This window comes from Synergistetes bacterium HGW-Synergistetes-1 (genome assembly GCA_002839185.1).
Classification (GTDB): domain Bacteria; phylum Synergistota; class Synergistia; order Synergistales; family Synergistaceae; genus Caenicola.
Map to the genome: position 1 here is coordinate 1 of PGXO01000014.1, position 25,284 is coordinate 25,284.

At 45.3% G+C, this 25,284-nt stretch carries 25 protein-coding genes; 11 read left to right on the plus strand and 14 right to left on the minus strand.

Features of this window, described 5'->3' with window-relative positions; genetic code table 11:
• The 4 genes from CVV54_09985 to CVV54_10000 all read right to left on the minus strand — a co-directional run.
• A partial coding sequence (locus tag CVV54_09985; GenBank protein ID PKL03571.1) for a pyridine nucleotide-disulfide oxidoreductase occupies positions 1-73 on the minus strand: 73 nt, incomplete at its 3' end.
• A gap of 533 nt (positions 74-606) precedes the next feature.
• On the minus strand, positions 607-2,181 hold the full coding sequence (locus tag CVV54_09990) for a DEAD/DEAH box helicase (GenBank protein PKL03548.1): 1,575 nt from the start codon (positions 2,179-2,181) through the stop codon (positions 607-609).
• A 3-nt stretch (positions 2,182-2,184) separates the two neighbouring features.
• The gene (locus CVV54_09995) at positions 2,185-2,664 is read right to left on the minus strand and encodes an N-acetyltransferase (protein ID PKL03549.1); all 480 of its coding nucleotides are present in this window, start codon (positions 2,662-2,664) and stop codon (positions 2,185-2,187) included.
• 207 nt (positions 2,665-2,871) lie between these two features.
• Complete coding sequence (locus CVV54_10000; GenBank protein ID PKL03550.1) at positions 2,872-4,485, minus strand: hypothetical protein; 1,614 nt, start codon at positions 4,483-4,485, stop codon at positions 2,872-2,874.
• Between the two features lie 123 nt (positions 4,486-4,608).
• On the opposite strand from CVV54_10000, the gene CVV54_10005 reads away from it, so the two are divergent.
• Together CVV54_10005 and CVV54_10010 are read left to right on the plus strand one after the other, a co-directional pair.
• On the plus strand, positions 4,609-5,316 hold the full coding sequence (locus CVV54_10005; GenBank protein PKL03551.1) for a branched-chain amino acid dehydrogenase: 708 nt from the start codon (positions 4,609-4,611) through the stop codon (positions 5,314-5,316).
• Complete coding sequence (locus tag CVV54_10010; protein ID PKL03552.1) at positions 5,300-5,968, plus strand: succinyl-CoA--3-ketoacid-CoA transferase; 669 nt, start codon at positions 5,300-5,302, stop codon at positions 5,966-5,968. The genes CVV54_10005 and CVV54_10010 overlap by 17 nt, the downstream gene beginning before the upstream one ends.
• Before the next feature lie 69 nt (positions 5,969-6,037).
• Here CVV54_10010 and CVV54_10015 read toward each other — a convergent pair whose 3' ends face one another.
• Entirely contained in the window at positions 6,038-7,582 is a 1,545-nt protein-coding gene (locus CVV54_10015; GenBank protein PKL03553.1) for a carbohydrate kinase, read from the minus strand.
• Positions 7,583-7,779: 197 nt separating this feature from the next.
• Positions 7,780-8,883: a hypothetical protein gene (locus tag CVV54_10020; protein ID PKL03554.1), complete on the minus strand. Its 1,104-nt coding sequence runs from the start codon at positions 8,881-8,883 to the stop codon at positions 7,780-7,782.
• 68 nt (positions 8,884-8,951) lie between these two features.
• Here CVV54_10020 and rsmG point away from each other — a divergent pair, with 68 nt between their 5' ends.
• Positions 8,952-9,659 carry a 16S rRNA (guanine(527)-N(7))-methyltransferase RsmG gene (gene rsmG, locus CVV54_10025; GenBank protein PKL03555.1) on the plus strand — a complete coding sequence of 236 codons (708 nt, stop codon included), beginning with the start codon at positions 8,952-8,954 and terminating at the stop codon, positions 9,657-9,659.
• Positions 9,660-9,768: 109 nt separating this feature from the next.
• Here rsmG and CVV54_10030 read toward each other — a convergent pair whose 3' ends face one another.
• The 5 genes from CVV54_10030 to CVV54_10050 form a co-directional block, all read right to left on the minus strand.
• Positions 9,769-10,434: a hypothetical protein gene (locus tag CVV54_10030; protein ID PKL03556.1), complete on the minus strand. Its 666-nt coding sequence runs from the start codon at positions 10,432-10,434 to the stop codon at positions 9,769-9,771.
• A 52-nt stretch (positions 10,435-10,486) separates the two neighbouring features.
• Positions 10,487-11,671, minus strand: a complete 1,185-nt coding sequence (locus CVV54_10035; GenBank protein PKL03557.1) for an amidohydrolase — start codon at positions 11,669-11,671, stop codon at positions 10,487-10,489.
• A 105-nt stretch (positions 11,672-11,776) separates the two neighbouring features.
• On the minus strand, positions 11,777-12,571 hold the full coding sequence (locus CVV54_10040) for a TIGR02757 family protein (protein PKL03572.1): 795 nt from the start codon (positions 12,569-12,571) through the stop codon (positions 11,777-11,779).
• 26 nt (positions 12,572-12,597) lie between these two features.
• Positions 12,598-13,125 carry a flavin reductase gene (locus CVV54_10045; protein PKL03558.1) on the minus strand — a complete coding sequence of 176 codons (528 nt, stop codon included), beginning with the start codon at positions 13,123-13,125 and terminating at the stop codon, positions 12,598-12,600.
• Between the two features lie 79 nt (positions 13,126-13,204).
• On the minus strand, positions 13,205-13,693 hold the full coding sequence (locus CVV54_10050) for a ferritin (protein ID PKL03559.1): 489 nt from the start codon (positions 13,691-13,693) through the stop codon (positions 13,205-13,207).
• A 164-nt stretch (positions 13,694-13,857) separates the two neighbouring features.
• Here CVV54_10050 and CVV54_10055 point away from each other — a divergent pair, with 164 nt between their 5' ends.
• Positions 13,858-14,364, plus strand: coding sequence for a GNAT family N-acetyltransferase (locus CVV54_10055; GenBank protein PKL03560.1), 507 nt, complete (start codon positions 13,858-13,860; stop codon positions 14,362-14,364).
• Positions 14,361-14,864 (plus strand): GNAT family N-acetyltransferase, encoded by a 504-nt coding sequence (locus CVV54_10060; protein ID PKL03561.1) that lies wholly within the window; start codon positions 14,361-14,363, stop codon positions 14,862-14,864. The genes CVV54_10055 and CVV54_10060 overlap by 4 nt, the downstream gene beginning before the upstream one ends.
• 332 nt (positions 14,865-15,196) lie before the next feature.
• Here the strand turns inward: CVV54_10060 and CVV54_10065 are convergent, their stop codons facing one another.
• Genes CVV54_10065 through CVV54_10075 form a run of 3 tightly spaced genes read right to left on the minus strand, consistent with a single transcriptional unit; the run spans position 15,197 to position 18,437 of the window.
• Positions 15,197-16,633, minus strand: a complete 1,437-nt coding sequence (locus CVV54_10065) for an FAD-binding oxidoreductase (protein ID PKL03562.1) — start codon at positions 16,631-16,633, stop codon at positions 15,197-15,199.
• On the minus strand, positions 16,630-17,640 hold the full coding sequence (locus CVV54_10070; protein PKL03563.1) for an electron transfer flavoprotein subunit alpha: 1,011 nt from the start codon (positions 17,638-17,640) through the stop codon (positions 16,630-16,632). The genes CVV54_10065 and CVV54_10070 overlap by 4 nt, the downstream gene beginning before the upstream one ends.
• 11 nt (positions 17,641-17,651) lie before the next feature.
• The gene (locus tag CVV54_10075; GenBank protein PKL03564.1) at positions 17,652-18,437 is read right to left on the minus strand and encodes an electron transfer flavoprotein subunit beta; all 786 of its coding nucleotides are present in this window, start codon (positions 18,435-18,437) and stop codon (positions 17,652-17,654) included.
• 462 nt (positions 18,438-18,899) lie between these two features.
• On the opposite strand from CVV54_10075, the gene CVV54_10080 reads away from it, so the two are divergent.
• The 6 genes from CVV54_10080 to CVV54_10105 all read left to right on the plus strand — a co-directional run bounded on the left by CVV54_10080 (position 18,900) and on the right by CVV54_10105 (position 24,895).
• Positions 18,900-19,892, plus strand: a complete 993-nt coding sequence (locus CVV54_10080; protein PKL03565.1) for a C4-dicarboxylate ABC transporter substrate-binding protein — start codon at positions 18,900-18,902, stop codon at positions 19,890-19,892.
• Positions 19,893-19,966: 74 nt separating this feature from the next.
• Positions 19,967-20,452 carry a TRAP transporter small permease gene (locus CVV54_10085; GenBank protein ID PKL03566.1) on the plus strand — a complete coding sequence of 162 codons (486 nt, stop codon included), beginning with the start codon at positions 19,967-19,969 and terminating at the stop codon, positions 20,450-20,452.
• A 1-nt stretch (position 20,453) separates the two neighbouring features.
• Positions 20,454-21,725 carry a C4-dicarboxylate ABC transporter permease gene (locus CVV54_10090; protein ID PKL03567.1) on the plus strand — a complete coding sequence of 424 codons (1,272 nt, stop codon included), beginning with the start codon at positions 20,454-20,456 and terminating at the stop codon, positions 21,723-21,725.
• Between the two features lie 6 nt (positions 21,726-21,731).
• On the plus strand, positions 21,732-23,006 hold the full coding sequence (locus CVV54_10095; protein ID PKL03568.1) for a hypothetical protein: 1,275 nt from the start codon (positions 21,732-21,734) through the stop codon (positions 23,004-23,006).
• Positions 23,003-23,713 carry a hypothetical protein gene (locus CVV54_10100; GenBank protein ID PKL03569.1) on the plus strand — a complete coding sequence of 237 codons (711 nt, stop codon included), beginning with the start codon at positions 23,003-23,005 and terminating at the stop codon, positions 23,711-23,713. Before CVV54_10095 ends, CVV54_10100 begins: the two co-directional genes overlap by 4 nt.
• 3 nt (positions 23,714-23,716) lie before the next feature.
• Positions 23,717-24,895 (plus strand): hypothetical protein, encoded by a 1,179-nt coding sequence (locus CVV54_10105; protein ID PKL03570.1) that lies wholly within the window; start codon positions 23,717-23,719, stop codon positions 24,893-24,895.
• Positions 24,896-25,284 lie beyond the last annotated feature (389 nt).

Here is a 25,284-nt window from a genome sequence, read left to right on the forward strand (position 1 = left end):
TGCCGTCAAATGTGAACGTTACTTCCTTGCCGTGATGGAACTCAAGTATCGGGTGTTTCTGTATCAGTTCCATGCCCTCTCTCCCTCCTTGTGCTTGTTGACTTCCTTAACATGAAGTCTTCAATTATAAAAAACAATTTGCGCCTGCCCCAACAGGGGTAAAAAAACAGATGCTGCTTTTGATACAGATCTCAGCCTCTCAGACAAAAATACTTTTGCTTAATACAAGTAGAAAAGCTGAACATTCATATAATACATATAATCATATTGCTTGAAAAATGATGATTCTTCTTATTTATTATCGAAACCATAGATATATGTTTGTGCATTTTTTCGCTATTGTTGGTATTTTAAAAGAAGATAAATAACCATAAGTTTTATATATCGGCTAAATTTTACTGTTTGTTTATGGATTATCTCTTGTGATTTGCGAAAGTTTCAATAACACATTCTCTAATTGAAAATTTATTTTGTTTATGTTGTCATAAAGACAGCTATTTGTGGAATGTTGCTCTTTGAAGTGGAAATATAGGGGGATATCATATATCGAAAATTAAATGATTTTTATTAAAGTAGTTTTACGGGGGCTTAAGTGACGATGTTCTGTTATTTGGTCTCCCATGTTTCCTCTGTCAATTTTATCTGGTGTATCTTTTCTTCAAATCCAAAAACAGAAGCGTCTATCTGGTTTACTACATAGTCTATCTGGCCCATATGAGAAAAACTGTATCCTTCCGGCAGCCTGTTGGCGAACCTTTTGATTTTGAGAAGTGCCTGCAGATAGTTTCTCTCACTCTTGCGCATTATATCTGCGGCATCCATTGCTTCAGGAGACTTTTGCTCAGCAAAAAGCACTGCGATAGCTATGTTGTACTCAGCTTCCATCTCATCGCTCCAGATGTCCGCAAGGATCTTGCGTACACTTTTTCTGAGTTTCTGGTCTTTAATATTGTTAAGCATCCTCCTTATGTTCCTCAGGAGTTCTTCCACCTCTTCGACGACCTCTTTGTATCGTCGCCTGGGCAGGGAAAATTCCGCTACCATCTTTGCCTCTTCTTCTATCGTGACTTCCTGTTTGAGGAGTTTTCCTACAGCAGGCTGGAGCATTATACCTGCCTCTTCACAAGGCATTTCGAGGGTTTCAAGGTATAAGAGACCTGTGTCGTAATCGTGGTGTTCGCACTTGCTCCTTGGTATATAAGTGACATATCCGGGGTTGAAAAACCCTTTTCTTCCTGCGCGGCCTGCCATCTGCAGAAATTCATTTTTTGTCAGGGGTCCGTCAATAAACTTTGCCATCTGACCGAATACAACGGTTTCAGCAGGAAGATTGACCCCAAGAGAAAGGGCGTCAGTACCTACAACCACGTCCAGTATCCTCTCCCTGAAAGCCATTTCCACAAGTAATTTTTCTTTTGGCAGAAAGGAACCGACATATATTCCAACACCTCTGAGCATAATATCCGGAACATATCCCACATCAAGTATCTCCGCTATCTCCCTCAGCCTGGCTCTCTGACTCCTGCTGATTTTCTGGCGGTACCTTGATATCTGAGCCGCAAGCCACTCCGCTCCTTTTTTTGAAAAAACAAAGACCAGTGCATCGTGTATTTTTGAAAAACGCAAGCCGTTCCTGCAAAAGATGAGGTCTGTTACCCTTTTGTCCGTTTCAAAAAGAACGAAATCACGCATGGCCGTCTCTTCAAGATATTTCCTTATCACGTCAGGGTTTCCGAATGTGGCGGACATGACAAGGATGTCGCTGTCAAAGGACGTCGACCTCAGTCCGTCTATGTATGCTCTTGTTCTGTCAGGATCATTGAAGATGAAATGAAATTCGTCCACTATCACTTTTTGCCCGGTAATGTGGGCATACTTGAGGGTGTATATCTCCTGCGTACAGCAGAGTACCTGGGCTCCGGCGTTCTTTTTGAAATCTCCGGTTTCAAGCCCCGCATCAAAACCCATTGACCTCAATTCCATATAACGTTCATTGGAGAGAGCCTTTATAGGGGCTGTAAAAATTACTCTTCCCGAAGGTTCGGAAGTTTCACCGGACGGATCCATCAGTCCTGCCCAGACATAAGCGACCCAGGTTTTGCCGCTTCCTGTGGGCGCAGACAGTATCGCGCTCTTTTTTCCTATTGCTTCTACCGCATCGTTCTGCCAGCTGTAAAACATGGATCAGTGCAGCCTGATCAGGAGTACCGGCAATTTCCTGTCAACACCGCCGGTTTTTTGTGTTTTTTCCCCTATTTTTTCCGCGCCCATATGGAGATAGAATTCTTCTACATTTGGGTCTGCAATGATGTTCAGTTCATCTGCGCCTACGGTCTCGGCTATTTCACAGGCATGCAGGAAGAGTTCTCCGCCCACACCTGTACCAATGCGCTCCGGTACTACCCAGAGATGCCTGATCCACCATTTGAAATCATCGAGGAGCTCTATGGAATAAAAACCTATTATCTCTCCGGTCTCTTCGTTTTCTGCAAGGTACGTAGGATTTTTTTCAATGAAGTCATCTGTTATAGTCAGAAAATCGCGGAAGTGACTCATCTTCTCTACCGGGTATTCCCAGTACTCCTTCGAGCGCCATGCAACATCTGAAAGAAGCTCCGCTTCTTCCGGTTCGGCAGGACGTATTCGAACCTCTTCATCCAGCATTTATAGATCCTTCTCCTTTTTTGATGCAGGACATTTTTTATGCCCTTTTGTGAATTCCACAGCCTCTTTTAAATAGGTCCTGTCAAATGCTTTACGTGCGGGACAAGGGTAAATTTCGGATATCATTAGCCATTAATGTGATTCTACCATAAAGCACAGGTAAATCATCCAACAGCCTCCATGCATAACCCCGCACGGAGGCATTGCTCACTTAACGGTCTCTGATATCTTCCTTACAGCAAAGCGAAGCAGTTCGGGAAGTATGTCGAGCGAATAGCCAAGCCTTAGCCTCTCAGTTTTCTTGTGCGCATCTTCTCCGCTGGGTCCCAGGTTGATCACGGGAAGTCCCAGTGACTGCATCTCCTTTAAAGGGATACTGTATATCTCTCCCCAGCCCGGCATGTTTTTCTCGAGTGCTTCGAGGTCGTCGGACGAAACTTTAGCTCCCACATAACTCAGGTCGCAAAGTCCCGCGAAGAGTTCAACCTCCCTCATCTCGATCCCGTATTTCTCACTTAGATGATTCTTTACGCTGCGTGCTGCCGCAACAGTCTGCATATCTCGGTCCTCTCCGGTAAAGTCCGTTCGCACAGGCAGCCATGGAGGCAGGAAAAAGCATATCGCATAAGGCCCATCAGCTCCCGACATGTCCGCTATCCTGTCGACTGCCGCAAGTCCCCTCTCCCTCATGTCACCAGGGGGAAGATCTTTAATATACGAAGCAAGCTCTTCGTCAAATCCTTCGCCGTAATTTTTACGAGCAATTTCTGTTATCTCTTCCAAAGTGTATACCTTTGCACGCGGAACATTGAAGCTTTTGCCTTCGCAGCCCATCGCGAGAAGATTCCTGTATGACTCCGTGAGCTGTGCCATTGTCTGATCGAGGGCATATCCGGCAATGATTTTCATCTGATCAATGACATTTGCCGGCGTGTTCGTCGCAGTAAAACAGTTGAAGTAGGCGAATGCCCTGTCCGACACTGTCACGCTGTAGCCTTTTTTGATCACTCCCATGTCGAGGCATATCCATGAAGGCTCACATTTTCCATTTAGAGGATCTGCAAAATGCGGATTTCCCTCAGCGTATGAAACTATCCTCGAAACAGCAAGTGCCGATGAAAAACCACTGTAATAGTTGCCAACATGCGAAGCGCGTCCTCTAACGTAGAAGCTCGGCATTATCTTTCCCAGTGTGCCAAGGAATACTGCCGGTCCGCTTTCGCCCGAATACCCCGCCTCACCAGGCTCCGTATTAATGACTGTCAGGAAATCAGCACCTTCCTCTTTCATCTTATAAAGCACAGGGAGGACACCTCTCATGCCGGCTGAAGCATTCTCTTCGTCCCCCACGAACGCAGCAACTATGTTTACGTCAAACATTCCCCTGTTTGCTGCAAATTCCTCTATAATATCAAGCTCCAGAGCAATCCCGCACTTCATGTCCATCGTTCCGCGGCCGTAAATTACATCCTCGTCATAAATATTTAGGAGTTTTGTCATTTTGTTCACACTAAAGGCATCTCTGGCAGTGTCACCGTATACACTTACACCAACTACATCATAATGACCGATCAGAATGACAGTCCTGTCCGTTGGGACGGAGGCATCTACCCTTGCCACCAATGAATGCAGCTTTTCGTCAGACCCTTCCAGCGGTGTTTCCATCCATATGAGATGGTCTTTTTTTTCTATGAAATAAGGGAGTTTTTCAAGCCTTTCCTTGATCCATATACCGGGCAAACTTTCATTTTTACTCTCTGTAACGCTGGGAATAGAAACAAGTTCTTCTATCATTTTCAGCAATTTATCTCTTTGGGACAAGTTGACCGCCTCCGTGAAAAGTTGAAAAATTTTCAATATTACAGTGCCTACTTGACATTATATATTGTTGCCATGAAACTCTCTCCTAATCTTTCTAAAATAGAGAGGAGTGCAGCTGTAAAGATGACCAAACCTTTTATCAAACCAATAATAACCCCGGAAGAGGCGGCAGGCAAGGTAAGAGAAGGCACCACGGTAATGTTCGGCGGATTCAACTACGGCGGAGTGCCCTACACTGTCATCGATGCGCTGCACGATCAGGGGACTGGCAACATCAGGGTAATTTGCGTGGACGCCAGCCACTGCAACCCCAAAGTACCGGGACCTGTGGGAGTCGCGAGGCTTATAGTCAACAGGCAGGTAAGCTCCATGGTCATATCTCATATGGGACTCAACGCGGTCGCACAGGAAATGTTCGCAAAGGGAGAGATCGATATCGAACTCACCCCGATGGGAACTCTTGTGGAAAGGATCAGGACCGGCGGCGCCGGGCTCGGAGGTTTCCTCACACCGACAGGGGTGGATACCGCGTATGAGAAAAACAGGCAGACTGTTGAACTTGACGGCAGGAAATTCATCCTCGAACGTCCCTTGAAAGCCGATATCTCCTTCATAAGGGCATACAAGGCCGATGAAGCGGGCAACCTGATCTATTACGGAACAGGCAGAAACTTCAACCCTGTGATGGCTACAGCAGCTGACATGGTCATTGCAGAGGTAGACGAGGTCGTCCCCATCGGAGAGATCGACCCGAACAACGTTGTAACGCCAGGTATCTTCATTGATGCGCTCGTGCTGAAAGGAAGAAACAGCTATGCTGCCAGAACTTAACGAAAAAGAAGCCCGTGAAAGGATCGCCGGCAGGATAGCCGCCGACCTAGAAGACGGTGCCCTGGTAAACCTGGGTATAGGCATACCGCAGCTCATCCCCAACTTCATGCCTGATGGAGTAAACATCTTCCTCCAGACCGAAAACGGGACAATCTACGCAGGACCTGCCAAAGACCCGAACGATCTCAGGATCATAGACGCGGGGGGAGCACCGATATCCGTTCTGCCGGGCGGATCCTTCGTATCATCTGATGTCAGCTTCGGCATCCTTCGCGGCGGACATATCGACGCCACAGTACTCGGAGCTCTGCAGGTAGACGAAGAAGGCAGCCTTGCAAACTGGACCATACCAAACGTCCGCACTCCGGGCATGGGAGGAGCAATGGACATAGTTGCCGGTGCAAAGAAGGTCTACGTGGCAACCCGCCATTTTGAAAAGAACGGAACTTCAAAGCTTCTCAAGAAATGCACACTGCCTCTTACTGGGCACGGAGTTGTTGATGTAATAGTCACCGAATACTGTCTGATAAGAAACATAAACGGCAGGATGGTGCTTGAAGAGATCGCAGATGGTGTGGATACGAATGAACTGCGGAGCAATACTCCTATGGAGATGGAGATCAGCCCCGATTTAAAAGCAATGATTTGCTGAGCACCGTTACGGACATTGCACATTTTTAAAAGCAGGGACCCGAAAATTTCAGGGTCCCTGCTTTTTTGTCTACTGTCCCAGGATCTTCCTTATCTTTTCCAGTCCGGCAAATGTATCCTTTATTGAAGAACCCAGAATGGACTGTCTTATTGCAAACACGTCCTGATAAATTTTAAAGTTTTTGGGATCGGTCTCAAAACGGCCTCTGAATGTGATCCATTCTTTCATCGTTTTTTTGAGGTTCTGGATGTCCCCGACCCCGTATGCAGCTACTGCAACATCAGCCATGAGGCCGCCCTCGCTTCTCGTAGGGATATTGTAGGCCCCTCCAAGGATGTCTGCCTTGATCTGCGTCCAGAGAGGGCTCTTGCTCCCTCCCTCAGTACCGATTATCTCTTTGATCGGGATACCGCACTCCCTGTATACCTGTATCATCTGGGCATATTCAAAAGCAATGGCTTCAAGTATCGACCGCCACATTGCCGCTCTGTCACTGGAACCGTAGAGTCCCAAAAAAGCACCGCATGCTCCGGGCATATCGGGACCCGCTCCTTGCAGATAGGGGTAAAAAAGCACTCCCCTCGAACCGGGAGGGATCTCCCCGGCAAGCGCGTCCATCTCAGAATAAAATGAGGGATCTCCCGGGCATCCCGCGACATTGTCCCTGAACCACCGAAGAGACAGGCCTCCTGCCCTGATCATGCTCCAGTAGAAATATGAATCTTCAAGTGTTCCGGTTGCAAACATCATGCCCGGTGAAAGTGATATCCTTTCCACCATATCATCCACGGCCACGGCAAATATCGAGGCAGTTCCAGCGACGTCTGTACTGAGTCCCGGTTCGATCAGGCCGGAAGCAAGCGCTGACTGCATTGTGTCACCGGCTCCGGCGACTATCGGGATCCCCGGAGGAAGTCCCATTTTTTCTGCCTCTTCTGGGCAGAGGAATCCCACTACATCCCAGGGCCTGACTATCTTAGGCAGGATCTCCATAGGGATGCCAAGCGCCTTCATCTGTTTCGGCGACCAGTTCCTTGCATGTGCATCATATCCGATCAGCCAGCCGGACATCGTCGCCCAGTCAAGGAAAGCCTCCGACGCTTTCAGTCCTGCAAGTGTCCCAAGGACAAATGGTCCGTTGTTCAGTACTTTAACAGCCTTTTCCCTAAACCCTGTGTAATGGTTGAGAAACCACCTGAGTATGATAGGGGGCATGAATTCGTCCACTATGCAGTTGCCGCTCTCCTGGAGCCACACAGGCTTGACGTTGGCCTTTATCCACTCAGCCTCTACTCTGGCCCGGTTGTCCAGATAGGGGACAAAGGGCGTAACAGGTTCCCAGTTTTCATTTATGCCTACAATGCCGCATATTATCCCGCTGGCAGAGATACCCCTTATCTCATTTGGGTTTACGCCTGATTTGTGAAGGCACTCCATTACCCCTTCCTCTACATTTCTTACAAAACCGCGCGGATCCATCTCAGCCCTTCCGGGGTGAGGATAAGAAATTATGTTTTCTCTGTACGCCTCGGCCATCCTGACAGAGTCCTCCCTGTAGATAGCCGTCTTCGTTCCCATTGTCCCGCAGTCAAAACCGATGTAGTACCTGGCCATGTATATTTTCCCTCCAAATATCATTGATCAACTGTTTGATTTTTCCAAGGATCTCTTATCTGAAACCTGTTCATACAAAAAATGTGCATGTGCAAGAGGAAAAAAAGAAAGAAGCCGATCCCGGGCTTATTACTTTACGACGGGTACCAGCTTCTTTAAATCATATATTCTTGCTATTATGGTTGCTTTTCCCGGGCTTATTCGTCACGGGGGTTCAGGATGGCCTTCATGTCTATCTCTGTCCATTCCTGCGTATCAGGGATCTTGAACCAAACCTGAAAGCGCTCCGGAACAACTACCATCTGATATACGGTCATATCCGTAGTCGCACCAAGGTCCTCTATTCTGGTATCCATCATCTTCATCATTGTTTTGCTGTCTATAGTCCCTTTGAAGTGTTTTGCGAGGGTCAGCAGGTTCTGCCTCCTTGACCTTGTAAGCCAGTTCGTCTTGTCTTCCGGCCTCGGGAGTCCCCATGAAAACTCAGTAAAATGGTTGCTGAGAACTGTAAGTCCGTGACGGGAATGGGATTCGCGTCTTTTGACCTCAAAAACGGGCCACTCATAGCATCTTGCTGTCTGTCCGTCTGAAACTCCTATTATGTATGCAAAATTTGCCTTTGTCGTCTGGAAAAAGCTCTCTATCTCATCCAGAGATGCGCCGTCAAGAAGGAACTGGAAAAGGGCTGCAACTGAAGGCACCCTGCTGTCATACCACAGGGCTCCGCCGGACGGCATTCCGTTGTTCAGTTCAAGGTATATCCCCTTCTCATTCATACCGTTGACTACGTAGATCTCGCCGGCATAACCCATTGTGGCAGTGGCAAGCGATCCGTCAGCCGGATGGTAACAGGCAATAACAATGTCATGGCTGAATTCTTTGAACCAGGGGAAATAGTCATAATTGCGGCCGTAGACCAGTGTCTCGCTTACGTAATCGCCCCAGGCCGCTATGCCTGTACACTGAGGAAGATTCTGAGCTGTAGCTGCAAGAAGCTCTACTGCGTTGACCAGCTGGATCTGCTCCAGACTCATTCCGGACGTTTCAGACATCCCCCTGAGGATCTCCTTGAACCTGAAGGGATAATTCGCGTAGAATTTGCCGGCACGGACTTTCATGTTTTCAATATCGAGCCCGTATTCATTTACAAGCTTCTTGACTATGGCTATTTCGTAGATGTGCTTCATTTCAGAAGCCATCAGGGAGCCGTACTGTCTTCCCATCTCTCTCCAGGTCCCATGGAGATCAATAATATTGATTACTCCTTCACGTCTTTTGGTTCCCTTTTCAAAGGATTCCACAATTTGGCCTCCCGTCATTTTGCTTATTGCGTTATTATACACTGGTATATATAGATATTATCCCGTTAATGGGAGGTTTTTTCTTGGAAACTGAAAATTTTACAGAAACAGTAGAAGCAGAAGTCAGAGAAAATGAAGAAAAACTGAGAAAATATGTCTCACTGCTTTCTGCAGCCAATGAGCTCGCTCGCCTTACAGGACCTTCCGATGAAGAGAAGCTCTGGAGTTCACATGTTATGGACTGCGCATCAGCGCTGCCCTATCTTCCATACGAGGGCAGAGTGATAGACGTCGGCACAGGCGGCGGCCTGCCCGGAATGGTATGGGCCATATGCCGCCCCGGACTTCATCTGACCCTTTTGGACAGCATAACGCGCAAATGCGCGCTGGTCGAAAAAATCGCTATCGCAATGGGACTGAAAAACGTAACTGTAGTCTGCAGAAGGTCGGAAGAGTACGCAAAAGAGGAGCGTGAAAAATTCCATGTTGCAGCAGCAAGGGCAGTTTGCGCTTCAGGGATACTTGCGGAATATCTTGCGCCCTTTGTAAGGATAAAGGGGAAGGCAATCGCTTTCAAGGGGCCGAAGGTAACGGAGGAACTGGAGCTTGTCGGAAACAAATGGAGTGCTCTTGGCCTTTCATCACCCCGCCTGCATCCATACACCCTCGGTGACATGAAAAGATTCTTTTTGATCTGGAACAAAGTCTCCCAGACCTCCAAGGGCATCCCCCGAAGGACCGGCATGGCTGAAAAATTCCCCTGGTATCAGAAATAAAGGAACTCTTCCGGGTAAATAAAATAAATGGCCGGCAGGAAAAAATATATTCCTGCCGGCCATTATTATGTTAAGTTTCCTGATATCAGTTCTTAACTAAAAACCGAAATTACCTGATCCCCGGCAGCAGCGGAAGCTTCATCTCAGGGGCGGGGCCGATAAGTTCCCTTGTCTCGTCAAGCTCCAGGTCAAACAGAGCCTGGGTTATCCTCATCTGCGTCAGGTTATCGGTCTCGTAGGAAATGGAAAATCTCCTGTAGCCAAATTTTTCCGCGAAGAATGAGATGTTAGAGCGCTCTCTCCCCGAAATGCTCTGGAAAGACTTCTGAAGTGATTTGAAAAACGCCCCCTCGTCAAAGAAGGGATCTTCGCTGACAAGGACGAGCACCTTGCATTCGTCCACAAGGACATCAGAGCTCCATATCCCGCATAGGGTCAGGCCGGCCCTCAGGCCGGGGTATTCCTTTATAAGCGGGATCATAGATGTCTCTATCTTCTCTGAGTATGTAAAAACCATGGTAAACCCAAACTCGATCCCCTTGTTGCGGATCGGGTCTATGATGTTTTGCCTGACCATGGTGCCTACGTTCCCGCTTTGAAAACTCCTCAGATAGAGAAATTCACTCTGCATTTCAAATGCAAGCCCCGCTACGCTCCCAAGGAGCGGGCTGAGCATGCTGTTTACAGTCACAGGACTGTAATCTTTCCCGTAGGGTATCCACGGCACAATGTCAAGTTCAATATTCTGATCCCAGTATGGCAGGATAGATGTCATGCCGTCGCCTCCCTTATCTCTTTTCGTGAGTATAGCATTTTGTTTCTTTTTTTCATCCGTTTTTCTTACGTAAAAATTCCTCTTTTACATCCTTTCGAGCTTTCTCATCCAGCAATATCTTCAACGCAGTATAGGCGATCACCTTTGCTCCTGCTGCAAGCCTCTGGTGACCCAATTCGGTCCTGGTCGCTGCTTCGAACTCCGCAGTGTGCAGAGGGACCTGCCTGTCTACTATTGAAAGAAGCGGCTGTATCGCAGGGCAGCGCCAGCTTATGTCCCCCATGTCGGAAGCCCCTCCGGGGGATTCCTTTTCAGAAGTCTGAAGACCAACACTGTCAAAACCTGACTGCACTATACTCTCAAGAGAGGAAAGTTCCAGCGAATTGTCAAAACTTGTAAAATTCTTCTCGAAAGCCATCTCTGTTTCAGTGGCAGCTGATGCGCCCTCTGCGCATTTTTTTACCCTCTCGGTTATCTTCTCAAGATCCCTTCTGTCGGGAGCCCTGAGTTCCAGATGAATGACAGCCTTCTCAGGGACTGTATTCACAGCTGTTCCGCACTCTTTTAAAATACCGTGCATCCTGATTTCGGGCCTTACATGCTGCCTCATCATGTCCATGGCATCGAAGAAGAGCCTGGCTCCGTTGAATGCATTCCTTCCATCCCACGGGGCAGCCGCCGCATGGGATGCTACTCCTTTAAAAGTTATATTCCAGCCCTGGAGCGCCGGGGTCGTCATTGAGACCAGGTTTTTATGGGAGGTACAGTGTATCATTATAGCAAGGTCGATGTCATCCATAACACCCAGATCGGCCATCTGGCATTTTGCTCCCCACGTCTCCTCTGCGGGAGTCCCTATCACAAGAAGTTCACCATTTATTTCATCCATTACTTTAAAAAGGGCTGTTCCTGCAAACACAGACATAGTGCCGCTCAGGTTATGTCCGCACCCGTGCCCGACCTCAGGCAATGCGTCCGTCTCGACCAGGATTGCAACGCGGGGTTTCCCTGATCCTTTTTTTGCAATAAATGCCGTCTCCATTCCGCAGTATGGCATTTCGACATCAAACCCATCGTTTTTGAGCCATTCGCAGAATATACCGGCCGTGCGGAACTCTTCTCCGCTCAGTTCGGGATGCGCAGCTATGTCATCGCTTACAGAGAAAGCGTGTTCTTTTTGTTCATCGATGGAGCTGTAAACTTTTGCGAGCAGTTCATTAAAAACATCATTTGACATTTGATATACCCCCTATCGTGACTTAACAGATTTTACCACCATTAAGCTAAGCATCGACGTCGAAGGAAGATAACAACTATCGGGGGTGAAAAAACCGGGATCGATCTATTCGATCCTGTCCCAGTTGATGAAGAGCTCTTCTAACTTCATGTCGCTTCTGATACCAAATCGAGTCAGAGCAAAATCATAACGGACGGGGTCTTCCGGGCAAACGCGTTTGAATGCTTCCGTGATCTCTATCGCTGAACGGCCGTCAGCACTTTTTCTGCTGCAAAGCCCCAGTGTGGTGCAAATGTTGAACATATGAGTATCAAGAGGTATCAGCAACGCTCCCGGATCAATTTTATTCCAGCCTCCGGGGTCGACATCGTCGGAACGGACCATCCATCTGAGATAGAGCGCCAGTCTCTTACAGGCGCTGCCCTTAGCAGGATCCGGCACCATAAACGTGGCGCCCCTGCCTCCGCAATCCAGGAAGCTCTTAGTAAAACCCCGCATCGCCTGCCAGGTCTCTCCTTTGTAGTGTGAAAGGAAAAGATTTTCGACTGAACCATAAGTATTAAGTACGTTACCTATACAGCAAAGAAAGTCGACCATGTCGGAAGAGTCCGTAAAACGGTGGACGAATCCTTCCAGCTTCTCTTCCAGATCTTTCCTCTCTACTTTTTTAAGAAATTCAGCAGGCGCATCACCCAGGCAATCAAGCACCCTGCCCACGCTTTTGAGTATCTGTGCGACCCTTCCATACGCAAGTGAAGAAGCTATCAATCCGACTACTTCCCTGTCACGGATCTTTTCATAATCGTACAAAAACTGAAGCGGGTCCGGTGAAACATAGACCCGCTTATTGTAATCAGCGTATATCTTTTCGAATATCCGGCGGCTGCTGGCAAGAGCCATTTCGCCATAAAGGATGCTGAGCATATTTATTTGATGGTGTTGAATCCGAATGTCGGAGCTGTTTTCGGGGATTTTCCCTTTTTGATCTGGTGGTAGTCAGCATAAGTAAGCGGAGTCGCTTCTTTGATAAACTTCGAAGCCACCACGTTACCGACAAAAAGCACATGAGTATCAAGCTCAAGCGTACGGATAACTTTAGCTTCAAGAGTAGAGACAGACCAGTCTGTGACCATTGGAGCTCCTGTTATGCCTTTAAGAAAATTGACGTTCTCAAACTTGTCAATGTCACGTCCTGATTTAAAGCCAAACTGCCCAAGAAACGTCATGGGCACGTCCAGTTCAAGGATTGAAACCGCGAAGAAACCGCTCTTCTGGATCATTTCTGTGGTGAGGTTGGCCTTGTTAAGGCATGTAGTGACGCACACAGGGTCGCCTGTTATCTGCATCACTGCGTTTGCAATTTGTCCATTGAGCTTGCCCTCTGCTTCAGTACTTACAATATACATACCGTAAGTTATGCTGAACAGCGCTTTCATGTCTAGCTGATTATCCATGGTCCATCCTCCCGGGGCAGAAAATTTGCAACTTTACATATTGTAGCTTATCAAAGGATCCTTTTATAACAATTTGTTTTTATCTGCTCCCAAGATCCCTGTCAAGCATGTGGCATGCTATCGGTGAGTTGCCGGAATTTTTGAGTCTGGCGACTATCTCAGTGGCGTGCTCTTCTTCTTCGACCTGTTCGTCAACGAACCAGTTAAGCATGCTTCTGGTGGCGTGGTCTTTTTCTTTCTCAGAAAGTTCTACCATTGCATCGATCAGTGAAGTAACTTTTTCTTCGTGAGCAAGTACTTCTGTGAAGACATCTTCCGCGTCTTTCCACTCTTTCTTGGGGGCAGCTATAGGACCAAGGACAACACGTCCTCCGCGTGAGACAAGGTATTTGTAGAACTTCATTCCGTGCTCCCACTCTTCTGCAGCCTGTTTTTCCATCCAGTGGGCGCATCCGGGAAGATCTGCATCTTCAAACCATGCAGCCATGGAAAGGTAAAGATATGAGGAATCAAACTCCGCCTGTATCTGGGAATTAATGCTTTTTTCCATCTTTTTTCCTATCTTCATAAGTAGAGCACCTCCGTGTGATATTTATCTTAATTTGTAACAGTTATAAACTATAGTCAATTGTCATAATGTGTCAAGGTAGGAATGCCTATCAAAAATCAGCCTCCCTGAGGTAAAATATAACCTGGACGTAAAAATGTAATAATCAGCACGGAGGTGCCATCTTGCAGATCAGACCAATTGCTATTGAAGACGCAGAACAAATTTCACGCATCAGAAGACTTGACGGAGTCAGAGAAGGAATTCTTGCTGTTACAAGCGAAAGGCTTGATGTTACAGTCAATTTTATAAAATCGTTATCAGACGATGACCGGGCTTTCGTTGCTGTTGAAAAAAAGGATGAAATAGCTGGCATGGCTGTAATTGTCAAAAACAAATGTTTCAAAAGAAGGCATAGCGCTATGCTCGCGATTATGGTCGCTCCTTACTATCAGGAAAAAGGAATAGGGACGGCCCTTATGAAAAGACTGTTAGATGAAGCTGACGAAAAACTATTCCTGCGCAGGATCGAGCTGCTTGTATTAACAGATAATACGCCGGCAATAAATCTTTATAAAAAATTTGGATTTAAAATAGAAGCGACAAGAAAGAATGCCGCAGTCAAAGACGGAAGATTCGTTGATGAATACTTCATGGGACGGATAAACAAAAAAGGAGATTCGCTACGATGATCATCAGACCGGTAACATTAGAGGACGCCAGGCATATCAGTGAGATCAGCTCTGACAGGTCTGTAAGGAAAAGCATGAACATTTCACAGGCTGGATTCACTGATGCCGAAAAACTTATCAAAAACCTGACCCCCCATGATCACGTTCTTGTTCTCGAAACCGAGGTCAAACCGGTAGAATTTTGCGGAGTAGTTCTGCTCAAGGTAGATCATCAAATTTTTCTGAGAAGACAGGCAACTCTCGAAATAATGATGGGAGCAAAATGGCAGAGGCAGGGACTTGGAAAGGCCCTGATGATGGCAGCCCTTGAACTTGCCGACAAGGAACTTATGATCGAAAGGGTCGAGGTGGAGATCTCTACAGACAACCTCAACGCCCTCAAGCTATGCAAATCTATGGGATTCAAAGTCGAGGGCACAGTCAAAGACTGGGCAATGTCTGACGATGGCGAATTTATTGATGCGTATCTGCTGGCTAGGTGCCGCCCCCGTCTCAAATAGTGCAATTGGGGTTTATAGCGGCACTGACTTAGCAATAACAATGGTGAAACTGCAGGCCTTTGTCCTGCGGGAAGCAATTGGGAAGCGGTTGGGAAGCAATTGTTAAAAACAAAGCCCATGGATCCCGGATCTCGAAACGCGCTCGAAATGGTTCGAGCACTTAGGATTATTAAAAAATGTTCTCCTTACGGAAAACGGTGTTCTCCCGATCGACTTCATAACGGGATAACGATGGGAGGGCACGTCGTCATCATCTGCCCTATGCCTCAATTGCTTTGTAAATATATAACATTGTGGTGATCATTAATTCCATAAAAACCAGGTTGACGTTATTATTCCCAAGGAACAATTTTCCCTGGATTAAGTATGTTGTTGGGATCAAAAGCAAGTTTTACTCTGCGAATGAGGTCAATCTGGGCTTCATCAAGAAATGATGGGACGTATTTCAGCCTCTTGAGGCCAACACCGTGTTCTCCGGTAAGAGTTCCTTCAAGTTTTTTTACAACCTCATAAACTTCAAGTCGGGCGCCTTCAATAATTGAATGCCAATCAGGGGTATCTTTTTCGATGTAAAGTGTAACATGCATATTTCCGTCCCCCAGATGCCCATAAGCAGCATAATCAACACTATGCCTGCGGCAAATAAGCTCCAGTTGATCCATAAAATCCGGAATACTGCCAGTTGGAACAACAACATCCTCATTGGCAAGCTGAACAGGAGCAAACGCCCATACCGCCTCAGCTACACTTTTACGTCCTTTCCAAAGCTTATCCCTCGTAGTTCTGTTGTCGGCGACAAAAACCTCAAGAGCACCGCTCTCCATGCAGATATCTCCAATACGCTCTATTTCATCTGCAAGATGGTCTCTGTTGTTCCCCTCATACTGAAATATGATATGTGCCTTGGCTTCGCTGGTATATGGGAACTTCGTCTGGAGATATTTTTCAGTAAGAAGCATAGACGGCTTGTCCATAAATTCAATTGAACTTGGTATCGCCTTTCCAAGTGTCATGACCTTTGGAACAGCGGCTAGTGCAGTAGGGATGTCAGGAAATGGAACAAGAAGATCCACTACAAATGAGGAGAGAGGAAGAAGTCTCAAAATAATTTTTGTTACTATACCAAGCGTTCCTTCCGAACCAACCATTAGATGCACAAAATCATAGCCGGTAACATCTTTTCGGCGTTTTCCCCCAAACCACGTCACTGATCCGTCGGGTAGCACTACCTCCATTCCAAGTACATGGCTGCCGGTAGCACCATATTTAATAACTTTATTCCCTCCCGCGTTCTCTGCAACATTCCCGCCGATAAAAGAAGCATCGCCGCTGCATGGATCACCGGCGTAAAGAAGATGATGATCCGTTGCTGCTTTGTTAATTTCGGCCGTAACAACGCCGGGTTCAACAGTAATAGTTAAATTTTCCTCATCAAAATCAAGGATATGATTCATTCTTTCCAGTGAAAGTTCAATTCCTTTACATGCAGGAACAGCACCTCCTGATAGACCGGTACCTGCCCCACGCGGAGTCACAGGAATACGATGCTCATTTGCATATTTCATAAGAGCCGATATCTGTTCTGTTGTTTCTCCAAAACAAACGACCTCTGCACTGTATTTTTTATCCCATAGGTGAAGAGCGACTTCATCTTTTGAATAAGCATCAATTTTTTCCTTATCGACAGAAACACCTGATTTCCCAAAAATAGAAATCAGGTCATTAACTGTCGATTCGGTGACAGGAGTATAGGAAAAATTTGCTTTCATATTTTCATCTCCTTACGAATACGCGCAATGAGTCTAGGAAGAATATCATTTATTTCCCCGCATAGAGCAACATCTGCTACCCGAAAAATGGGAGCATCCGGATCTTTATTTACAGCAACAATTTTATTTGCGGTTTGCATTCCCGCCAGGTGCTGAACCGCTCCGGAAATACCTGCGGCAAGATAAAACTTGGGAGAGACAACTTTCCCGGAAAGGCCTACTTGATGGGGATATGATATCCATTTTGCCTCTACTGTAGGACGTGACGCACCGACTCCGCCTCCCAGCAGTTCTGCAAGTTCACGTATTAAAGAAAAGTTTTCCGGTCTTTTTAGTCCTTTTCCACCCGAAATAATTATCTCCTTATCCTGTATATTCGCTTCATCCGCACTGTTATATTCCATATCCAGAACTTTTATCCGACTTTCAAAAACATTTTCAGGAATATCAGGAATTATAACCTCGCCGTAAAATTTCGAAGGGGCTGGTATACGAAATGTTTTGGGGCGTACAGTAGACATCTGAGGAACATGTTCCGGTGTCTTTATTGTTGCCATGATATTCCCTCCTATGGCCGGCCGGGTCTGTAGCAGCAATCCATTTTCAGGGTCTATATCGAGCCCTGTACAGTCAGCGGTGAGCCCAGTATGAACCATAGCAGCCACTGCAGGAAGGTACGTACGGCCTTCTGATGTTGCAGGAGCCAGAACTATTTCAGGCATGTATTTTATTATTATAAAACTGAGTAATTTTGCTGCAATTTCCTGATTAAAGTATGTAAGTTTTTCATGCTTTATCAAAAAAACCCGGTCAGCACCGTATGAGAACAATATTTCAGGCGGATCGATAATATCGCCGCAAAAAAGAATACACGTAACCTCGGTATTTTTTTTATCTGCCAGTTCTCTGGCCTTGCCTATTAGCTCCATTGTCACTGAATGGATCTTTCCCTTACGGACTTCTCCGCAGACATATATTCCTTTTGATTCCGTTGCATTTCTAAGCATCCAGGCACCTCCTACAATACAGCCAGATCACGGAGAATTTCTACTACTTGGTCAAGGCCTTTATCAATTTCTCTTCCGCCGTAAAATTCTGTCTGTCTTGAAATTTTAGGATGGTAAATTTTCACAACTCTGGTTGGAGATCCTGCCAGTCCAACTTCTTCTTTAGCAATACCCAGTTCTTGAGAGCTAAATATTTGTATTTCAGCGCGGCGCGCTTTTTTTTTGAGGCTCAAAGTTGGCATTCCCGGTTCATTTATATCGTTCAGCACTGTAACTAGGCACGGAAATACGAGATGCTGAGTTTGATAGCCTTCTTCTATGGTACGTCTGACTTTAATGCCACTATCGCAAACTACAATAGAACTTACATACGTTGCAAACGGAAGATCCAGCATTGCAGCAACTTCAGGTCCAACTTGCCCTGTTTCTCCATCTGTTGCCTTCTCCCCCGCAAGAATAAGATCGAAAGGACCAAGTTTTTCAATTGCTTTTGCAAGAACCAGCGATGTCGCCCAGCTGTCTGCTCCGGCAAAATACCTGTCTGACACGAGATAGGCACGATCTGCCCCTAGTGCAAGTGCCTCTCTTAATGCAATATCTGCCTGCGGCGGCCCCATAGAAAGGACAGATACTTCCCCTCCGTATTCTTTTCGTAAAATAAGCCCCGCCTCAAGTGCATTGAGATCAAGAGGATTGACTATATTACCTGCTCCTTCTCTTATCATTGTTCCTTTTTCTGGATCCATTTTTATTTCATCTGAATCAGGAACCTGTTTCACAAGAATCGCAATCTTCATATAAATATCACCTCTTGAGTCTATATAAAGGTTAATCTTTACTAGTTAAATATCAATAAGTACATAATTATTATAATCAAAACATGGATTCTGAAAATTACGCAGCTTTGTATCCAATTGTATTATGCCCATAATACTGAGACAATGGTCATAATACAAGGATTATCTCAAACTGTCTATATTAATTTTCTGTATCCATAAGCTTGCATTTGGAATAAAATATGATATTATTGCTGCAATGGATCTTTGGTAAATTTTTAAAATAGATATTGTACCCTATTATTCAACAAATACGGACCCAGAATCAAATAATCATAAATATGTGTTCAAGGGAGGGCAGCCGGCAACAGCAGACCTAAACAACAAAACACAGTTTTTGTAACAGATTGATTTAATACAGGTTAATTTATATTATGCAGAAATTGTTTTTTTATTTATCTACATTAAGGGAGGAACATGATTATGAAGAAGATATTCATTTGCGCTCTTGCTGTTATAACAGCAGCAGCTGCGTTTATCGGAAGCGCTGACGCAGCACCCATTAAGATGAAACTCGCTTATGTCGTTCCAGAGACGCAGTCAACACACATAGCTGCAGAAAAGTTCTTTAAGCCGTACGTTGAAAAACATTCTAATGGACAGATCATTGTAGAACTCTACCCTAATGGGCAGCTTGGCGGCGACAGGCAGGTTATAGAAGCAGTCGGACTTGGAACGATCCACATGACAATACCTGCTGTAGCTGTACTTTCAGGTTTTGAACCACGTTTCCAAGTCTTCGATCTTCCATTTCTCTTTAATAACAAAAAGGAAGTGTATAAAGCTCTGGACGGACCACTCGGCGACAAGCTCAACGCCCTTCTTCCACCGCTTGGGATCAAAAACCTTGCCTACGCAGAGAATGGATTCCGCATGATAACAAATAATAAGGGGCCGATCACGAAACCCTCTGATTTGGCCGGACTTAAAATTCGTACTATGGAAAATCCAATTCACATGGCAACATTCCGTGCTCTCGGAGCAAATCCTACCCCTATGAGTTTCGGCGAACTTTACACAGCTCTGCAGCAGAAAACCGTAGATGCCCAAGAGAACCCTATCCCTCTTATTTACACTTCAAAGTTTTATGAAGTTCAAAAGTACTGCTCTCTTTCCGGACATGTATATGCAGCTACAGCTCTTCTCGTAAACGACAGCTGGTTTAACAAGCTTCCCAAAGACCTGCAGAAGGTCATACAGGAGGCAGCTTTGATTTACCGTACAGAGCAGCGTAAGATATCAGACAAACAGGACAAGGATATGATAGAAAGTTTGAAGAAGAGCGGAATGAAGGTTAATGACATAACACCGGAACAGAAAAAGGCTTTCATCTCTGCAACGGCTGGTGTCTACAATGAATTCGCGAAATCCGTCAAAGGCGGACAGGAACTCATCGATCTGGCAAAAAAGAAATAAATTTTCATTAAAGTGTTTTTAGGGGAGCCTGGTTTTAGCCGGGCTCCCCTAATTATTACCGGAGGTGATACTCAATGCTAAAAAAATTATGGAACAACATGGAAGAATATTTACTGGTCTATAGCTTGATGTTATCAGTTGGGCTTGTTTTCATTCAAGTGGTAATGCGTTATGTGTTCAGTAACTCCCTATCGTGGAGTGAGGAACTTGCTCGCTATCTTTTTCTATGGCAGATATGGGTTGGAGCCAGTTATGCAGTCAAAGAGCACCGCCACCTCCGAATCGAACTGATCCAGGATTTTATTCATGATCCCTTCAGAAAAAAAATGTTTGAATTATTTGCGCTGTCACTGTGGCTCGGATTTAGCGTGTTTCTGGCATTTGAAGGCAGTACTCTTACTGCCCTGCTTTTCCAGAGAGGGCAGGTTTCACCGGCAATGCGTATCCCTATGGCCTATGCATATGCATCAGTACCTGTTGGATGCACATTGATGTCAATAAGACTTATTTCCGAGATGTTTAAGATTTTTAGCTCCATGAGCAAGAAGGAGGTTGTATAACATGGAGATTTTTGTGCTTTTCGGTTCTATGACAATTCTTCTTGCCCTGTCACTTCCGATAGGGATCTCGCTCGGTTTTGCAACGGCACTGACTCTCGTCTATACGGATTCGGTTCCTCTTATTATGATCGCGCAGAATGCTTTTGCAGCTCTGGACTCTTTCCCTTTGCTGGCTATTCCTTTCTTTATGCTTGCAGGTTCTCTTATGAGCTATGGCGGAATTTCAAAAAGGCTGGTAACTCTTGCGAACGCAATGGTAGGCGCAGTAATAGGCGGACTTGCAATGGTAACAGTAACTGCATGTATGTTTTTTGCGGCTATTTCAGGTTCAGGACCGGCAACAGTATCCGCAATAGGGTCTTTTATGATTCCTGCCATGAAGGCAAAAAAATACGACGATGATTTTGCAGCAGCACTGACAGCAGTAGCGGGCTCTATAGGCGTAATCATCCCACCTTCTATCCCTTTTGTGATTTACGGCGTTGTCTCGGGGGTTTCTGTAGGAGAAATGTTCGTTTCAGGAATCATACCGGGCATAGTCATTGGTCTATCGCTAATGGCCTTGTCATATAGGATAGCCAAGAAGAAGAAATATCCTCGTGCTGAGAAGAATGTTGCTATTGGACATGCATTTAAAGAAGCTTGGTGGGCCCTTATGGTCCCTGTCATCATCCTCGGGGGGATCTACGGCGGGATATTTACTCCTACAGAAGCAGCAGTCGTTGCATCTGTATATGCACTTTTCATAGGTAAGTACGTTTATAAAGAACTTGACTTCAATACAATTTACGATGCTTTTAAGGATGCAGCACTTGTAAACGGAGCAACAACTTTTATGATCGGCCTTTCCATGTCTTTCGCCGCATTCCTTGCGATGGAGCAGGTACCGGCGCGGATCTGCGAATGGATGCTTTCTCTTTCTTCAAGTCCGGCAATGATATTGTTAATTATAAATATCCTGCTATTAACAGTAGGATGTTTTGTGGACAATATTTCTTCTATGATAATTCTTACTCCTATACTTCTTCCAATAGTTACAAAGATAGGAATTGATCCCGTACACTTTGGACTTGTTATGACAGTTGCTCTTGCGACAGGTTTTGTAACACCTCCCTACGGAGCAAATCTTTTTGTTGCATCCGCTGTCTCAGGAGTAAATATGGTTAGACTCTCAAAAGCAGTAGGACCATTTATATTGGTAATGATATCATGTCTCCTTTTATTTACATATATTCCATCAATAAGCATGTCTCTGGTATGGATGCTGAGGTAATATAAAATGAGAGTGTCCTCATCCTTCTGTTTAACAAGCAGCACAGAAGAGTGGCATGCTCATATACCTCCAGGGCAATTACTAAAGATCGCAGAGAAACCTCAATTCAATAAACTTCAAAATATTGAAGAATACATTACAGAAAAGCTGGCAAGTTCTTCTCATGCTCAAAAGATGAAAAAACTTGCCGGCCAATCAGGAAAAGTTTTAATAATCTGCGATGATGCAACCAGACCGACACCAACATCACGAATATTGCCCATTCTATCTGAATTTCTTGTCTTAGCAGGAGTAAAGCAAGAAAACCAAATGATATTATTTGCGACTGGAACTCACAGAATAGTATCAGAAAATGAAGCTTTTAAAAAAATAGGAAATACGCTCTGGGGTAAGGTGAAATGGATTAGTCATGATTGGAATATTGATCTTACAAAAATAGGCTGCACCCCTTCTGGAATCCCAATAGAGGTAAATCCGATTTTGTCTGGCTATCAAATTATCATCGGTATTGGGAGCGTATTTCCTCACCGTTTCTGCGGCTGGTCAGGCGGCGGTAAAATTATACTTCCTGGTGTCAGCGGACCTGAATCTGTTTCGCAGACACACTGGATGCCTTATTATGACAATTCGATATGCCTCGGAAATGAGAACAATCTTGCAATGGAAGAGATAATGGCAGCGGCAAAAAAGGCAGGGCTTTCTTTTCTCATACAGTGCGTCTGTGACGGAAACGGCAAATTAAGTGATATTATTCTAGGAGAACCTCTGGAAACTCATAAAACTGCAATTATTAAAGCAAAATCAATTATGTCTGTTAAAATGCCAATTGCAGATGTTGTAATTGCCCAGGCATGGCCGGAGGATGCAGATCTCTGGCAAGCGGGAAAAGCCCTATATGCAGCAGAAAACATTGTCGCCCCAGGAGGACATATTATCGTTACAGCATCATTAAATGAGGGTATTGGACCTCACATAAAATATGCGGAACTTATGTGCTCTGCTGAAGAAGATATACTCAAACACAAAAAACAGCATAATGCAGTGGGACTAGCGGCAGCCGCGGCTTATGCGACATATTGCGTACGAAGAAAAGCCTCTCTGTCTTTTGTTAGTAAAAGCCATTTTTCCAGCGATATTACAAATTTGAGCGGACTCAACCTTTACAATAACCTTGATGATGCGGTAAGTTCACTATTAATAAAGAATAGTAAGATGACATTCTCTGTGATTCTCGAAGCACCTTTAACTCTGCCTATAGCTGATGAAGGAGATAAGCAATGACCAATAAGACATCAAATCTTGCTGATACTGTTTATTTTACACTTAAGAACAGGATACTCCGGGGAGAACTCCGCCCTGGGACTGCACTGCGTGAAGAAAATCTTTCAGAAATATTCCAGGTCAGCAGAACTCCTTTAAGAAAAGCTCTTACTCAGCTTATGGTTGAGGGATATCTAACAAAAGGCAGAGACAGAACCCTTCGTATTCCTGAAATTTCACCGGATCAACTCAAAGACACACTTGCCGCACGTAAACTTCTTGAAATAGCCTCTGTAGAAGAAGCAGCAACAAAGGCAACAAAAGAAGACATCGGAAGGCTTGAGCACTTAATCTGGAATGAAGAAGAAGCCATGAGAACTCAGGATAACCTTCTTGTCGCCTCTATCGACCGAATGTTTCACAACTATCTGGCCCAGACATCCGGCAACAGAATCTACGAAGAGTTTATAGGTCAGCTTGGCTATAAAGTATCGTTGTATCTTGCATTGAGTAATACGCTGGGAGAGGTCATAAACGAAGCTCTTAAAGAACATAGAGAAATACTTAACTCCGTAAAGCTTAAAATGCCGGACAGGGCAGCAAAAGCAATGAAGGACCATCTTGATAATGTTGAACGAAGAATGTTGGAATCGATAAGACACGAAGAAGAAAATTCGAAGTCACCAGCTCTTTCATCAAAGATAAAAAAGAAATCAAAAACGAGGTGATCTGTGATGACAAATATGGCATTCCCTAACAGCCGCATGTCGTCGATCCAGATGTCGGGCGGTATACGTGAAATTCTGGGACGAGCTGACGAATTGGAAAATCAGGGCAGAAACATAATACACATGGAAATAGGCAGACCGGATTTTGATTCTCCTCAATGTGCAAAAAATGCTGCAATTACTGCATTGAACAACGGAGATGTGCACTATACAGATATGGCCGGCACACACAAGCTGCGCGAAGCCGTGGCAGACAAATATCTCAAAGATAACAGCATGCAAATAGACCCGGACAAAAACATTGTTATCACATCAGGTGCAATAGAGGCACTTACAGCAGCATTCCTTACAATGCTTGAACCAGGTGACGAGGTAATTGTTCCAGCACCTTACTTCCCTGCATACGCAGACCAGATCGCACTCGCAAACGGTGTTTTAGTAAAAGCTCATACAACAATAGAAAATGAATTCCGTTTAAAAGTTGCTGACCTCGAAAACTCCATCTCTAACAAAAGTAAAGTACTGCTCCTGAATACCCCCAATAACCCAAGCGGTGCTGTGCTCACAAGACAGGATCTTGAAGAAATTGCAAGCCTTGCTATAAAACACAACCTCTGGGTCATTTCGGATGAATGCTATGAAAAATTTCTTTATGAAGGAGATCATATAAGTATTGCAAGCCTGCCCGGAATGGCCGAACGCACTGTAACAATTTCAGCAGCTTCAAAAACATGGTCAATGACAGGCTGGCGTGTCGGTTGGATAGTGTGCCCTGAACAGATGAGACCATTTGCCAATAAATGCCACCAGAATCTAACCACATGTGCGACCTCGTTTGCTCAGGCTGGTGTTACAGAAGCGTTTAAGCATGCAGACAAAGATGTAAAGACAATGGTTCTGGAATACAAACGACGCAGGGACATGGTTATGAAATGGCTAAGCAGGACCAAAGGTTTCGAACATGTAATCCCTTCAGGTGCATTCTATGCATTTCCGAAAATCTCATCATTAGGTATGGATGGATTCAAATTCTGCTCATGGCTGCTTGAAGAAGCAGGAGTCTCTACCGTACCGGGCGAGGTATTCGGCAGCCCCGGACATATCAGAATAGCCTACTGCAGATCCTACGAATATATCGAAGAGGGCATGAGGCGTATAAAGGAAGCAGTGGAAAAGATATAAATGTTTTCTTGCAATTGACGCATATGGCAGCGCTGACTTAGCATTAACAATGGTGAAGCTGCAGGCCTTTGTCCTCCGGGAAGCGGTTGGGAAGCAATTGTTAAAACCAAAACCGATCACAGACTAAATTAGAAGCCACTGGTCTCCCGATGCAAGCATTCGGGAGCGACGGAGAGGGTGCTCCTGCGGCCCCTACAACCGCTTCGCCACCGCTTCCCGCGACATGTTTATGTCGCACTTCGAGCCGGTGTTCTTACGGCAGCTTCCCAACAAAAAAGCCCCGTGCATGAGCACGGAGCTTTTTTGTTAAATTAATTCTGGCAGCGACCTACTCTCCCACGAATACCCTCCGTAGTACCATCGGCGAAGGAGGGCTTAACTGCCGGGTT